The organism is Cryobacterium sp. PH31-L1, from assembly GCF_030063145.1.
GTDB lineage: Bacteria > Actinomycetota > Actinomycetes > Actinomycetales > Microbacteriaceae > Cryobacterium.
This window is the reverse complement of the sequence record NZ_JASISM010000006.1, coordinates 183,911-198,881: the sequence shown is the minus strand read 5'-3', so window position 1 is coordinate 198,881 and position 14,971 is coordinate 183,911. Positions and strand designations below refer to the sequence as shown.

Here is a 14,971-nt window from a genome sequence, read left to right as displayed (position 1 = left end):
GCGGATGAGTGGCCGCAGCTGGGACTCAATGACCGCACCGCCCTCGACGATCAGTCCGCACCGAGAACGCCGTGCGCAACAACAGGTATGCCCTGTGACTTCTGCAGCGATAATGCCTAGTCCCCCTCGATCTGCAAGAGGCGTGGGATTGAGCTCTGTGTTGGCTCCAGCGCTGGAGCTGGGCTGGGCTGGGCTGGGCTGGGCTGGGCTGTCAGAGGGGCAGATTCGATGCCGAAGATCAGTACTAGTCCTCAAGAAAGCGTGTCATCGTGTTCACCGTTGAGAGTGGAACGACCCATCGATGTTCCGCCCATACAAACTTAACTACGTCATCCAGTAGGCGGCCCTTATGCGCTTTCAGGCTGGGGAAGACAGTGAGCAACCTGTCACAGAGATTATGACCTCGAGTGTCGAGCCAGAAAGCCTCGATGTCGAGGATGCAATTGTCCGAATAGGACACGGACCTGGGTGTCCGATCGTCTCCGCTCTGCACGAGTTTTTCAGTTAGCCAGCTCACGAGTGCCTCAGCGCGGGACCTATCGAAGCTGACGTAGTTTGTCGACCCCAGCGCGGCTACCATTCGCGGTTCCCCGTCTCGAAGAAGAAGGAGTCCCACGGCGAGCGGGTCTAAGAACAAGTTCTCGATGGAGTGGCGCGCTGCGTCGAAGTAGACGTGTGCGCCCGGTTCCCGCGAGCGTTCATCTCGGTCGACGAATCCCCACACCAGATCATTGCCATTTGCGCGCAGGCGAGTTACTAGGTCGACCACTGCATCGCAACCGTTTGGTAGGAGTGAGCTCCCGGCGGCCATGAACTGAAGGGAACGCTCACTGCCGATCATGGGGGAAATGAGAGCGGCCGCCATCGTGTAGACCCGCTCATCGTTCGGACTCTCGACTATTACCGTGCGACGATTTTCCGCTCGCACGCTCAGCGCAGGCACGCCAACGAGGAGGGATTTTAGCGCTTGATCTTTGCTGGCTTTCCGGAGGCGCGGAGATGCTGTGCGTTGCATGACGAATATGGAATCTTCCTCGGCGAGGGCGACGGTCGTCGGCGAGTGGGTTGTCATAATTACCGGAACGGCGAGGTTGCCAACGATCTCCTCACGCACCAATTTCAGGAGACTTCGCACCATCGATGGATGCAGGGTCGCATCCGGCTCGTCGAGCAGAATAACGGAAGGGGGCTCGACGGCGTTTTTTCGGTTGTTGACCGAGTAAATCGAGAGAGCAATCGTGAGAAGCGTCTTTTCACCGGAGGAAAGCTCGCTCGGTGGAAGGTCTAGGCCGGTACCGATGTCCACGAGTCGTGGTGCTGGGTAGGGTGGCATCACTAACGGCTCCGGTGTCTCGTATTGGTAGTTGAGGCCAACATCCTCGAGAACTCGGTTGAGCAGATCCCACGGTGGAGTTCCGTGCATCCGTAAGAAGTCATCAGCTTCGATCCAGTCAACGTCGTCACCGAACTCTGCTGAACGCCATTGTTTGTAGCCATTCAGTGTGTGCAAATAGACATAGTTGAAGAAGACGTCCGCAACCATTACTGAGAAATGGTCCCTGCGTCCGATCTCCAAGGGCGTGAACCTTGCAAAGTCAGAATCAGTCCAGTTCTCGAGCGGCTTGCCAGCATTCAGCTCTGCAGCAGATAACGCTGCAGCGCTCAGAATTCCATTCTGAACGAGGAAATTCTGCATCATCTGCCTGTGATCGGCAGTGCCACGAGTCCGACTGTTTTGCTCAGCGACCGAAGCGCGCAGCTGATCTACTTTCTGCTCTCGAGTCTCTGGCGATGCCAAAATGTGATCCATGATCTGCAGGTCGGCAGTACCCAGCATCCTAGGCATCCGGCCGCCGTAACCACCGTCGAACTGAGTCGCCATCTCGCGCATGGACTCAAGAAGATGCGTCTTGCCGGATCCGTTTGCCCCTGTTATCAGGGTGAAGTCAGGCAGCTCATCGGCTATTGGTGTCTCGACTATTGACTTGTACGGATTGTAGGTCTTTATTCGCAATACATTCCCCCCAACTACATGACGCATTCATATTGACCTCGATGCGCCCCATTCAGCGCGGCCGGAATGAACAACGTCGATTTACAACCCTATCGTCGTCCCCATCGACGACTTCGCCAATCCAGCCAGGCCCATTTCGCTCATCCCGGCGGTAAACCGACGATGGCAGTCGACTTCAAGTTAGTGATGGTCCATAAATGCAACAGCGCTACGCCTGTCCAACCTTGGCAATCCGTCTATAAAGGATTGCGCGGGGACAAGCTCAGATCTTGCGCAACGTGGGCTGCCGATTCGACGGCTTCGACCGGCCGACGGACGTTGAGGGTTTGACTTGCAGTGATTCGTGGTCGACATCCGCCGAAATTGTTTCCCACGGCGAGGCCCTTGATGAGGCTGTCCACGTTTCGTTCGTGTTTGATGGCCAGTTCCACCCATTCAATACAGACGTGCAACACATCGGCCACTATGCGTCGACCTCTCTGCCAAGCAAGTCCAGGTAGATTAGATTCAAGATGACGATCGCGAAGCCTTCGAGCCGGAAGGGCACTCTCCTCGCAGTACTCTCCAACCCGCCGACGACCAATGGCATGCGCACCCTCCAGCGAGTGAAACACGCACAGGAAACGCTGGGCTACTCGTCCATGGCTATTGCGAACGTCTTCGCGCTCCCCACGTACCGCACGGACGGGATCGCTCTCGCTGGGGTCGAGCCCGACGGCTGGCTCGCGGCGCGTTCAAGCCTCACCCAAGCTCTTGCTTCCGCAGATGCCGTGATCTTGGCGTACGGCTGTCACGAGCCGTCGGGACCTGCTCGGCAACACTTCCGCGATCAGCTCGAGTGGCTGCAAGCGCAGCTGGACGCCCGCGGCCTCGCCACGTGGATGATCGACGGACGACCTCGTCACCCGTCGCGATGGCATCGGCACACGCACGCCCAGTACCCCGCCCTGACATTTGCTGAGGCGCTTCCCATTGCACTCATGGACGTCACCTCGGCGACCGGGGAAGGTCGCCTCACTCCGCCTGCTCGTTAGATTACGCTCGGGAGAGAGCCGACCCCGGCTACCCATGATAGCGGGGCGTTGATTTGGGCTTACTCGTCGCCCGTGATGCCGAGCTTCTTGAGATCCTCCTCATTGAGGATGGGTTTGTCCGGCTGGGAGTCGTCGCGCACTCGAAATCCCATCCGTCCCCGCGGAGCGCTCATGTAGGGCATGGCCAGCGCAAAGATTGTTGCGACATCGGGAGATTCAGTGGGGCCTTCCCAACCTGGATCCGTGGCTTTGCGACCCTTTGGATCCTTTTCATCGGGGTCCGCCGAGAAGTTCAGAAGCAGCGCCCCTCGGGTCGGGGTGTGGTGCGCGTCTGCTGCCGGCCCGCCGTGCTCATACGGGCTGCCGGCCATGCGCATAATGGCGGACCTCTGCCGGAATGAAAAGCCGGTGAAGCCAGGACGATCTTGCCGACGGGTACGCGTTAGGAGAGGAACATCGATACCGTCAACGTTCCGAATCGGCGCGTCCGCCAAATAGGGGACCATGACCGCCCAGTCGACCAGTTCGCCCTTGTCGATAGCGTTCTTCATGAACCGAAGTGTCGGTTCCAACGAATAGTTGACCGTCCACTGAAACTTCTTCAATTGCGTATACAGATCATGCGCCGGCACGATCGCGACCCGAGCCTGAAAAGATTTCGTCTTTGCCGGTTGGCCTTCCTTGTATTCGAAGGTCTGGAGCTCTCCCAAGGCGCTTACCCAGTCGCGGACTGCAGCGAAGTGTGCTTCGTTTGTCGCTCCTTTGCCGCGGTCGGGTTGGCGCAGGAACTCTTTAAACTTACCACCGTCGCCTTCGAAGTCGAGGACGGCGTTGTACATCTTGTTGGCCCCTGTCGGCTTCAGCCAAGGCAGCTGCTGGTAGACCATCGGCGGCACGTCAATCGGTAGGACCTGCGGACGGCCATCTTCGTCGAGTATGGCAAAGCTTCGGAGTTGGTCCCGGAAGGCCTCCTCGTCCTCAATGATCGAGGTGAAGGCCTCATACAGGTCATAGGTCTTTCCTCGCGTGTCCTTGGCATCGCGTGCGATGTAAAGCCTGACCAGGTCTTTGTAGCCCGGACGGTAGCCAAACCAGCGACCCATTTGCATGAGTGTGTCGGCAGCGCCGGCCCTGCGCCGGTAATAAGAGATAGTGAGGTCCTCGACAGTGAACCCGCGACTCAATTTGGCGCCGCCCACCATAATGCGCCAGTACGGCCCCCTCTGGAAATCGACGGCCTTGTAGTCGCTGTCCTTCGATCCGTTGACCACGACCACCGGGTCTCCGCTGGCGGTGACCAAATCGACTGCTCGGCCGATCGGTCTCATGAGATCACCAAAAGTGACCGGCATTTCCGTTCCCCAGGTGTCCCGGGCTTGGTGCACCGGCAAAAAGTCTGTGAGGAAAAGCTCCTCAAGTCGATCGAGTCCCGCTGGGCTGGAGTAATCGGCATGCATCCACACCGACCGGATCTTGTTGGCCAGCTCGGAATGCTCATCCTGTTTCACAGACTCGTGCACCAGCATGGTGTGATGACGAAAGCGCAAGGCGGGGTCCTTTATCTGGCGCCAGAGCTTGATGGCACCGGAAAGCACGAATGCGTCAAGTGCATCGCGAATCTCACGCAGTTCTCCCTCACCATCGTCACAGAGGAGGTTGCGAACGAAGGCTTTCTCGTTCGAGTTGGTCGCTGTGATCGCCTCGTCCGACGGGAGCCCATTAATGTCGTGAAAGGACTTGCCGCCCATGTAGCTGGGCGAGGGCTCGAGGCTGATAATGAAGTCTTTGGGGAAGATGTCCTTGGAATCATCAGGCGTGATGAAAACGTTGGCGAAGGGCGTGGCCGTGTAACCGATGTATTGGGCGCGCTTCAACTGCTCAAGCATCTTGCTGATCAGTCCGTTGATAGCGGTGCGCTTCTTGTCCTCTTCGGCGAGGTGCTGCCGATTGGGGTTGATTGTGTTGACCGATGCTTGGTCTGCCTCATCGTCGATGATCAGCGTAGGGATCTCACCGAGATCAGCACGCGCCGCTTTCAGGTCCGCAAGCAGTTTCTTCAGGGCAGCAGGGTTCTTCTTGACGACCGCAATGCGAACATCACTGGAGTACAGGTTGACGGGGTCGTTGACGGGTTTTGTCCGGTCCTTGAGAGCGCCCGCCCGACGAAAATCAATGGCGTCAATTCCCGCTTTGAGTAGTTTGTAGTCGCCGGACATGGTTGTCAGGCGCTTGATGAGTGGCACGTCGTCAAGTTCGATGATCGGAACGCCGTGACGCAGAAATTTACCGTCGATCCAGTCCTGGTCACCCGTGCTGACGTAGTCGACGCCCTTGATCAAGTCTGGGTTGCTGGGATCGCGCCCTTCGAGGATGTTCTCTTCGCCGATAAGTTCCATGTCGAGGCGGCGCTGCGTCTGGGCCCGCAGAAGTTCGACCGTGCCTGTGAGCACGATGATGAGTCTGTAGCCGGAATCGATGGCCTTCGCGACTATGCCGGTGAAGTTGGCGGTCTTCCCGCTCTGTACGTAACCGACGACGAGCCCCTTGGACTGGTACGCCTTCTTCACTGCAGGGTCAGCGAGCCGGCTGATAATGTTCGTCGTCGAGACGTCGACGGCAGCGATGGCGGTCGGGTCCCACCCTTTGCCTTCGAGGACTCCCCGGTAGGCCTTCCAGTAGAAGTCATGTTCCTGCCGGCGTTGCGCGGTGTACCAGGCATCCCACGGACCAGAAATAACGATGTCTTGCTGCGCGAGCCGGGGAAATGCCTCGTCCAAGCGGGGGCGACTCTGCTCCCCGAGTTCGAGCAGGTCGAGGGTTCGCGTGCGGCGTGGAAGGGTTCCGGCTTGCGTACCATCGATCCAGTCAGCCTCAGGTTCGGCGTCCCATCGGGCGAGCGCAATGTGGGTCGAAGTTCGCGCCGGGTCGTTGACGCCGGTGGCGACGATCGCGTCGATAAGTTCAGTTTCACTCAAGGTCACGCCCGATCGCTTGAGCTTCAGATTGACCGTGTCGAGCAGGCCTTCCGGACCGCTGTGGTTCATGCCCTGAAGCGCACCACGGATAGCAGTACTGACCGCAGCGGGGATCTCGGTCGTTGTCATTCGGTGTCCTCGCAGAAGGTGGCAAGCGGCGCAGGGGGCTGAGTAGGGTGCAGCGTGGAAACGTCGACGCGGTAGGTGACCCCACTAACAAGGGCGCGTTGCGGCACGACCTCATTCAGCCGTGGCGTCGTGAGCGCTGGAAATTCGCCATCAACCAGATAGGCCTGCGGCACGGAACGCTGCTGGTAGCGAACCGAGTACAGGTCGGCATCCGCGTGATGCCAAGCGAGAGATTCAAGGTGCTTGTCGAAGGTACGTAGGCGACTCACATCGATGGAGGCGCGCACCGCGTCAATAAGTTCGGGCAAGGTAAAGGAGTCTGCGGCGGCACCGGCTCTTGTGAGTTGTACTGAAATGAGGTACAACGGACGGCCTGGAGTCGGAAGAAGTTGGGTCTCGGAGCCGATCAGGTGGATCCGCCCCTCGGATTGGGTGGTCTTGACCTCTGCCTCGAATTCTTCCAGGGCAAAGTCATGTTCCTCGGCAAGAGGACCGAGCCAGGCCGCGAGGGCGGCCTCATCGCCACGTTCCGAGATGATGTGGCGCAGCAGTAGGAGCTCCCCGACGAGTCCGGTGATCACGGCTTCACTCATCCGCTTGCGACTAGCCAGAAGATCTTTGAGGCCCGACAGGGATTCGGACACCGCATGGCGGAAGGATGCGCCGCCGCGCAGCTGATCAACGACGGACTCCAGTAAAACGTAGGCCTCGTAGTGCATCCCCGAGGCGTCGACAACTAGCTCGAACCATTCTCCGGGCGCTCCAAGAATTCCGACACGATCGAAGGAGATCCGTTCATAGGAAATCACGTCGGGGTCACTCCCGACTGCCGGGCAAAGGAGGCGCATTTGCTCATGTTGAGGGTCGATTTCCAGACGGGCGCTCACCCGTCCGTCCAGCGTAAATGCAGATTGCACCCCCGCGGTGAAATAGGCTTCCACTGTCTCGGGCGAGAGGTGAAGGAGGTCCTCACCTCCGCTACGATCACTCATTGCTGACCTTCCCCATTCGTCGAGCCTGGGCTGCGATCTCATCGCGGAGCGCCGCGGTGAGGAGCTGTTGCCAGGCCGCGATTTCCGCCTTTTCGCGTGAGCCGAGCATGTCCCCCTCGAAGTAGCGAGAGAAGACCAAGAGCAGCAGGGTCTTCACCAACGGGGCGTCGTAGTTGTCACCGCTCTCGTGACCCACGATGACGCCGCGATAGCGGGCGTTGAGCCAGATCGAGCGTTGAGCAAGATCGACTCGAATGGGATCCTCGCTGTCTTGCACCTCCCAACGGATGTCGACAGCCGCATGATCCGAGAACTCAACCGAGGCGGAGAACGCGTCGAGCATGTCAGCGCTGAACCCTCGGAAAGGCTCAACCAGAGTCACGGCGCGTTTAGTGTACCGACGTGATTCGTGGCGGGTGGATTCTGCCACTTCCAGGAAGTCTGCAAAGCGTTGCCCCTGCTGACCCACCATGGCCTCCAGAATGGCTGCCTTCAGATCGGAGTCGAGTTCTAGGCCAGCCTTCTCGGGATTGATGGCGATGTGATCGGAGACGCTTTCATCGATGTCCAGTTCGATCCGCGCAAACTCGAGTTCGGGTCGATTGACTGTGAGCGTATTCCAGCCGCCCATCTGCAAGAGTCGATCGTTGCGATAGAAGAAGAAGCCTTGGGCCAGGCTGCCCGGACGCCCGTTCAGGCGATAGCTGGGCAAGCCTGACTGTGCGGCGGGCCAGAGGTGCACTCGGCCTCGCACGGTCGCACGGTCAATCGTGATGGTGAGTTGGGCAGGGAAAGGTCCCTGCCCAACCTGTCGATATGCAAAAGGGTTGATTGGCTCGACCGTGCGTGGAACGCCCGGTCGGCCACGAACGATATCGAAGACCTCGATCGTGACGGTCAGTTTCTCCGCTTCAAGGATGCGGTGAAAGACGATGCCAAGATGGGTCCTGATAGCCCCAATCCGTTCATCGAGCCAGCGGGCACGATCGTCCTCGTTGGTGGCGGTCAAAAACGTGCGCGGCTCCGCCCATTCGACCACAGTGCCCGTGGCCAAGGGGAAATCGAGTTTGAAGGCAGCGAGGTAGGAATCAACCCCCGCGTACTCGAGCTCCTCGACCTCGGTCGGCGCTGCGGCGCGGATGGACCTGCCGGCGGCCTGGGCTCCATCACGACGCGAATAGACCCGCAGGATATCCGCTTGGCTCAACGATGCAGCCTTCATCCCGATGCCGAAATGACCGAGGTCCTTGCCTCCATACTCGCGCTTTTTGGCAAAGGTCATCGCTTGATCGAGGGCTTCGGAGTCCATTCCGTGGCCGTTATCAATAATCTGAAACCCGGTCACCGCACCATTCAACTGGAGAAACCGGAGCAGCACTTGAGTGGCCGCAGCATCCACGCTGTTGTCGACAAGGTCAGCGATCGCCGTTTCGAAGCTATGATGCCTGCCGACTGCGCTCGTAATGGACGGATCGGGTGCGACCGTACGCCGCCCAACAACGACCGGGGGACCCGATGTCATTACAGCTCCTCGAACCGGTTCTTGGCGAACCCGAGATTTCGGCCATTTTCACTGACCGTGCGAACAGTGTCGATGTCGAAACCGTGGTGTCGCCCTGCGTTGATGGTGAGCTGCACCTCGAAAGTGTCCGGGTCGGCGCTCTGCACGTGAACCAGCAGTTCCTCGGCAATTTCCCGCAACTGCTGAGCGAGGTTTTCCGAGGTGCGCAGCTCCACCACGCCAGAGAAACGCGCGTTGGGAACAGAGACCGAGACGCCCGAACCAGTCGATTTTGTTCCGGTCGGCTCGTTTCCTCCGGCAGCGGTTCCGCCTGGGTGTGGATCCGTGCCTGCGCCGTCCGGCTCGCCCGAGTCCTTCGGCTCTGGCTTCCTACCCGTTTCCCGAATCCGCTGAGCCTCAGCGAGAGAAGGGACGACGAGCAGCGTATCGTCAGTGATCGTCGGTGCCTGCGACTCGTAGATGGGCACGCGCAGGTCAATGAAGTCGCCAGTATTTTCATCGTAACCAGAGGCGAGGGCGAAGCCCATTTCTGACCAGCCTGGATCGGTCATCACCGACTGAACAGCGTCGGTCAACACGGCCTTGTCCCTAAGTCGCGCAAGGTACGGGTAGCGCACGTGGTACTGCCACAACTCGCCCACGCTGATTCGACCTTCGTTCCACCGCGTGCGCAGGTGAATACTGAGTTCCAGGGCGATCGAGCGCGGGGAACTCTGCGTGAAGATCACGTCGTCTTTGGCGAGCTTTTCTCCAGTTCGTGTGGCCAGCCGCGTCTCACCGCTTTCGATTTTCTTGGTCTCGAGCGACAGAGGCTGAGCACCGTCAGGCTGCACCGGGTACAGCGCCCAGATCCAGGTGGCGGCCACCCGCTGGTCGACGACCCGGTTGGCTTCATCGGAGCGAGTGCGGGCCTGCTCAGCCTGACTTGCCGTCAGGTCGAGCTCTCCCACGCTGGCCGCGATGTATTTCCAGGCAAGGAAGATGCGGATGGCTTCGTTAAGCTCGCTCCAGCGGGCCTCGTCGGCGGCGAGCACAACAAAAGTGTTCGCATTCTGACGCGGCGCTCCCCCGCGACTGCGGGCAAGATCCAGAGCGAAGTTCCACGCCGTTGACTCCTTGCCCCGGGCGTTGTGCGTGTGCAGTGGGTGGGCAATCACCAAGCGGCAGGATTCTCCTTCGGCCAGGTCGGAGGTTGACAACGGGGCCACCTCGATATCGGTGAACTCCGGCGTGCTGCGCGAGCCAAGCCGAAGTCGGCGCACCGCCTCCCCGTAGACGTCCTCGGGATGCATTGCCGAGGCGCGTTCCCCAGCCATGCGGTTGAGCGAGGGCTGTCGGTCGAACCAGTAGCGCTGCCCCTCCGCATAGAGGTAGGTGGAGCGGTCCCCCAGCATCTGCAAAGCAGAGCCGAAGTTACCGATAGTGTCGCCGGGCATGGCGACGCCGAGGAAGACTTTCTGGCGCTCGATGCCCTTGTGCGTGCTACCAAGGGTCGCGGCTGAACCCATAAACAAGGTTCGGGAGATGCGTCGGGTGAGCGCTCGGGCGCCGAACAGGGGCCGTTCCCGGTCGATGTGCACAGGGGTAGCGTTCTCGCCGTCGATGTCGGTCTCGATGATAGCCTTCCACGCGTCATCGAGGTAAGAGCTCACCTCGTCGCGCACCGCGGCCGATGCCAGCGGCATCGACCCGGGCATGATTAGGGGGGAGTCGTCTTCTGCCACATGCAACGCGTGAACGACGGCGCTCATCAGCCTCAGTACACCACGAGTGCGCTGGAACCGCTCCAATGTAGACCAGTCACCGTAGAGCCGGTCGAAGAGCTCAGGGTGGATCGGGTACGCCGCGCGGATCCGTGCTTCGTATTCAGGGCTGCGAGTTTCGGCGGGTAGCTCTCCGGTCTGCTTGCGGTAGAACTCCGAGAACTGGCGGGCGGTGGCATCGATCCGGCGGCGGGCATCCGCGTTGGGTTCGACGAACAGCCGGCGGCGCACGATCTCGAACGATTCCTGCGAGCTCGCGGGGGTCCAGTTCTGGGCCACGCGGGAGACAACATTCTGCAGGCGCTCAAGCGCGGCTCGCCCATTGGCGCCTCCAACCTCGAGATCGGAGGCTGCTGGCTCGTCGCTATCTCGGCGGATGTCCGAGGCCGGGATAGAGACGAGAAGCAGCGCGCCGGGGACCGATTTCACGACCTCCGTTAACTGTTGGGCAAAGGTGAACTGGGTCTCGAACGACCCGCCGGGAAGGTCATCGCGACCATACAGCCCGCGAGCGTAAGCAACCCACTCGTCGATGAGAATCAATGCAGGCGAGTAGGCAACGATCAGGTCCCGAAGGGCAGAACCGGGGTTCGTGGCGGAGCGGTCAGCATCGGCGACCATCGCATAGCCTTCGACACCGCCGAGCTGCCAGGCCAGTTCTCCCCAGAGGGTATGGATCACCGTGCCATCGGGCTTTGCCCAGGATTGACCTGGGGCAAGCTCATTACCCACAATGGCGACGCGCTTGATCAGACGGCGAAAGAGGTCTGCGGGCTGATCGTGCAATAAACCCTGCACATGCTGCGGAAACGCCGTGAGGTCGTTACCACTGAACAGATGCCAGACCGCGAGCATGGAGTGGGTCTTACCCCCGCCGAAGGTAGTCTGCAAATTGATTACGGGCGCAGCATTACCGTCACCGGCGAGGCGGCGGGCAGACAGAGTGAGCAGGGTGCGCAAGCCGTCGGTGAGGTACGTACGCGCAAAGAACTCGACGGGGTCGGTGTAGTCGCGGGTACCAATGCCATTGGAGACCTGGTGTAGGTCGGCCGCGAACTCGGCACGCGCAAAGTCGCCGCTGGCGATGTCGACGTGCGGGCGCAGAACTTCACGCCATGGCACAAGGTCGGCTGCCGCGAGGGCCGGCATGGCCGACGCGTTGCGGGTGTCGCGGCGGGTTTCTTCGCTGTAGGCGGCGCGCTGCACATCGAGGCGCAGCTGACGCACACCGTCGGCCTGCGTCGGGGCATTAATGGCGCGTAGCAGCCGCTCACAAGTATCGAGAGCCCGATAGGCATCGTCAGCGCTGAAGGGTTTCTTGTGGGCCCACTTGGCGCGCACCTCACGCATCTCCCCGGCTAAGTTCTGCTCAGCCCTGGAAAGCACCGAGCCAAAGGGGAACCCGAAGGTTCCCAGCCGTTCAGTGAAGACCCTCAGTTGCACCTGCGGGTCGGTGCGCTCGTAGGATTTACCCTCGATCTCGTCTTTGGCCGCGAGCAGTCCGGTCCAATCGACTTCTCCCGGAGGGAGAAGGGGAAGCAGTACCTGATCGATCACGGGTGCTAGCGCTTCGGCGAGCAGGTCAAGTGCTTCGCTGATGCGGTCGGTGTTGGATTTCGCCATGGTCTGTTCCTAGTCTGCGGTGAGCGTGTCGAAATCGAAGGTGCCCACAACGGTGCGCGCGGGCTGAGTGTCCGTCGCAGCCTTCGCCGCAGCGCGCAGTTCGGGCCACGACGAACCGAGGGCGTTGAAGAGGATGCCCGGCTGCACGAGCCCCTTCTTCTCGGTGAGCGCGAAAAGCCGGTAAGCGAGCTCATGGGCCGGAGCCATATCGAAGCCGCGTTCCTCGGCTCGGGCCAGAATCCGCCCGGCCTCCGCGAGCCCACCACCCTGGTCACCGAGCGCGCGCGCCAGGTGAAGGGTAATTTCCCACAGGCTCACATGGTCGTCTGTCGTCGGGTCATAGTCGCCGGGCAAATCGGCGGGCGCGAAGAGACGCACCTTGCCAGCTCCGCTCGAGAGTATTCCAGACCGCGCGAGTGCCGCAACTGATGCGCTCTTCGCGTTCGCGAGCGTCTCGGCTTCGCCATAGTTGCCGGTCTCGAAGCCGTGCCCCTCGAACCAAGCGAGACACCACCGCGTCTCGCGATCGAAGTCGCCTTCTTGCTGCGACAATACCTCATCAAGGACTATGTTAATCTGCTGCAGCGCGTCTCTAACACTCATGTCGCCGCCGGCTGGCTCAATAACCCGTGAGTACTTAGAAAAAATGGCCATACCCGGACCGATGGCGGCTTGCGCAAGGTCGACGGGAGCAATGGCACCCTGCTGGAGCTCACGCAATGCATCGGGAAGGGTCGCCTTCAGCTCAGCGAGAAGACCGCGACGGTCAACGATCGGCGCCTGTATTGGCCGCGGTCGCAGAGCCAAGACAATCGACGATGCTAGGGCGTTTGTACCAATGCTGATCATTCGCCCAGTCCTTTCGGAGCGAACGGGCCATGTTGCTGTGATTAGCCAGCCCGCACGGATCATACTGCCCAGCAGAGTTTCCCATCCGGTCGATGATTCACCGCCGTCGTCAGCTTCAGATTGTTTGAAAGCGTAGTAAACGGTGATTGGATATTCACTCGATGCGCTTGTTCGGGCTCGTTCAAATACATGCTCGAATCCGTTTTCAAAGAACTTCTTAGCGCCATCAGTGCCGTCATGCCTGTACGGATTGGCTACCAGTTCTTCGTCTTTGGGGACCAGCATCGTACTGAAAAGCTTGGGATGCACCGCCCGCAGCGCGCTTCGAAGCCAGACGTAGAAGAAATCTGATAGATCCGAGTAGCCGATGTTGTCGTAGTAGGGAGGGTCCGTGGAGACGATGAAGTTCTCATAGTCTCGGGTCGATGCGTCACTCTGGTGTGCTGTTGCTGGCTGAGAAGCAGGAAGGCGCTCTATGACCTTTGCCATTGACGCTGTCGCAACTGCGAAGTCCCCAGCCGCGCTCGCAAACGGTGACACTTCGGTGAAATCCCAAGCCATTGGGATGGCATGCCGCGTAAAGAGGTGACTGACCTGGTCTCGAGAACTTGACCATGTCGCGAGCGAGTTACCGATGTCTGCAGTACGGCTGACTCCCATGCCAAGGTAGGTGGCGATCGCGTCAGCATAGGCTTCGGGCCGTATCGGATTTTCTTCAGCACCGGGTGTACCTGGGCGGGGTTGCCTCGGTGCCAGGGTAGCGTCTAGAACCACCTTTGCCCTCGCCTCCCCCACGAGATCCGTTAGCGTCGTCAAAGTGGTCAGCTGACGGTTTGTGAATAGATCGCTAAATTCGGTCATTCCGAATGAGGGCGGGGCAAACCACCTCGGATTTTCGGCGATCGTGCCGGGCGGCGTGCCCACTGGTCGGTTTACATCAGCCGCACGGCGCTGCAGGTCGCTTACTGAAAGGTACACGCGACCACGACCGCTGGATGCCACTGTCGCCATCATCACGTACCCGATTCTGTGCGCCTGTCCCTCCGCACGGATGTACGACATCGACGTGGTCGCTGAGCACGACAAACAAATCGCTCCGGCTCGACCGATCGTGCCGTCGGCATCTAGGGCTGGCGTGAATTTTGCGTCATGGCTCACCGCGAAGGAAACCCTTCCTTCGTGGACCGCCGGCACGATATAGGCCTCCTTCCCTGTCCTCTTGCCAAGCCACCACGACCTCACTAGCGGCATCTCAATTCCACATGCTGGGTTGGGACACGTTACGGTGCGGGCCCAAATCCAAGCAATCACGGTGGCTTGGCTGCCGTCCGCGAGGGTGGCCTTTGGATAGAGATTTCCGATGCGCTTCACGGCCTCATCTCGCATCCAGCGGCCGTAGCGACGCACATCCTCGGCGAGTCCCGTCGCCTTGGGCCAGTCGCCAGCTTTCTGACCGGCGGCACCCGGGAATACCGGAGGTTGACCGGCGAATGTCGGAGGGATGTCGATGAGGGCCTTGTTGATGAGTACAGAAACCGGGTTGAGGTCAGAGGCGTGCGCTTCGAGGCCGAGGCGCTGGGCCTCCAGCGGGATAGTGCCACCGCCCGCGAACGGGTCGAGGATTGCCGGCGGGTTGCCGTTGGTGGACCGCCTGATTTCGGCGCGCACCGCGTCAAAAAGGGTTTCGTCGTTGAGGTTATCCCAGTCGACCATGCGCGTGATCAGATCAAAGAGGCGCTCGCGTTCGCTGACAACGCGGCGCTCGACGTAGGCGTCAATCTCGGTTTCACCCCGACGGACCGCATCGGCCCGAAACTCGTCTTCCCGAGCGGACGGATCATCTACCAGCTGGGCAAAAAGCACAGCTCGGGCCGTGGCAAGGGGCCGGCGCGCCCACCAGAGATGAAGCGTCGCGGGATGCCCGTGGCGGATCGATTTTTCGCGGGCCGACTGCTTGTTGATCGCCTCCAAAGGAAGGGCGACTTCAATCAGCTTGCGTCTTACGGTCACGCGGTCCTCCAGAATCGGCGATGCTGTCGGGGCATAGCTGTTTGGGCCATCCCCCGGCTT

The 14,971-nt window shown here is 60.2% G+C and carries 7 protein-coding genes; 1 reads left to right on the top strand and 6 read right to left on the bottom strand.

Annotated elements, in window-relative coordinates; genetic code table 11:
* Positions 1 to 244 precede the first annotated feature (244 nt).
* The gene (locus tag QMF22_RS13440; RefSeq protein ID WP_283454428.1) at positions 245 to 2,014 is read right to left on the bottom strand and encodes an AAA family ATPase; all 1,770 of its coding nucleotides are present in this window, start codon (positions 2,012 to 2,014) and stop codon (positions 245 to 247) included.
* A gap of 512 nt (positions 2,015 to 2,526) precedes the next feature.
* Between QMF22_RS13440 and QMF22_RS13435 the strand changes: the two genes are divergently transcribed.
* Positions 2,527 to 3,048 carry a DUF1643 domain-containing protein gene (locus QMF22_RS13435; protein ID WP_283454426.1) on the top strand — a complete coding sequence of 174 codons (522 nt, stop codon included), beginning with the start codon at positions 2,527 to 2,529 and terminating at the stop codon, positions 3,046 to 3,048.
* A gap of 59 nt (positions 3,049 to 3,107) precedes the next feature.
* Here QMF22_RS13435 and QMF22_RS13430 read toward each other — a convergent pair whose 3' ends face one another.
* The 5 genes from QMF22_RS13430 to QMF22_RS13410 are packed head-to-tail and all read right to left on the bottom strand — an operon-like array spanning position 3,108 to position 14,911.
* Entirely contained in the window at positions 3,108 to 6,152 is a 3,045-nt protein-coding gene (locus tag QMF22_RS13430) for a Z1 domain-containing protein (RefSeq protein ID WP_283454424.1), read from the bottom strand.
* Positions 6,149 to 7,144, bottom strand: a complete 996-nt coding sequence (locus tag QMF22_RS13425) for a PD-(D/E)XK motif protein (protein ID WP_283454422.1) — start codon at positions 7,142 to 7,144, stop codon at positions 6,149 to 6,151. Before QMF22_RS13425 ends, QMF22_RS13430 begins: the two co-directional genes overlap by 4 nt.
* Positions 7,137 to 8,666, bottom strand: coding sequence for an ATP-binding protein (locus QMF22_RS13420; protein ID WP_283454420.1), 1,530 nt, complete (start codon positions 8,664 to 8,666; stop codon positions 7,137 to 7,139). The genes QMF22_RS13425 and QMF22_RS13420 overlap by 8 nt, the downstream gene beginning before the upstream one ends.
* Positions 8,666 to 12,052: a DUF499 family protein gene (locus QMF22_RS13415; protein ID WP_283454418.1), complete on the bottom strand. Its 3,387-nt coding sequence runs from the start codon at positions 12,050 to 12,052 to the stop codon at positions 8,666 to 8,668. The genes QMF22_RS13420 and QMF22_RS13415 overlap by 1 nt, the downstream gene beginning before the upstream one ends.
* A gap of 9 nt (positions 12,053 to 12,061) precedes the next feature.
* Positions 12,062 to 14,911, bottom strand: coding sequence for a DUF1156 domain-containing protein (locus tag QMF22_RS13410; protein WP_283454416.1), 2,850 nt, complete (start codon positions 14,909 to 14,911; stop codon positions 12,062 to 12,064).
* Between the last annotated feature and the right edge of the window lie 60 nt (positions 14,912 to 14,971).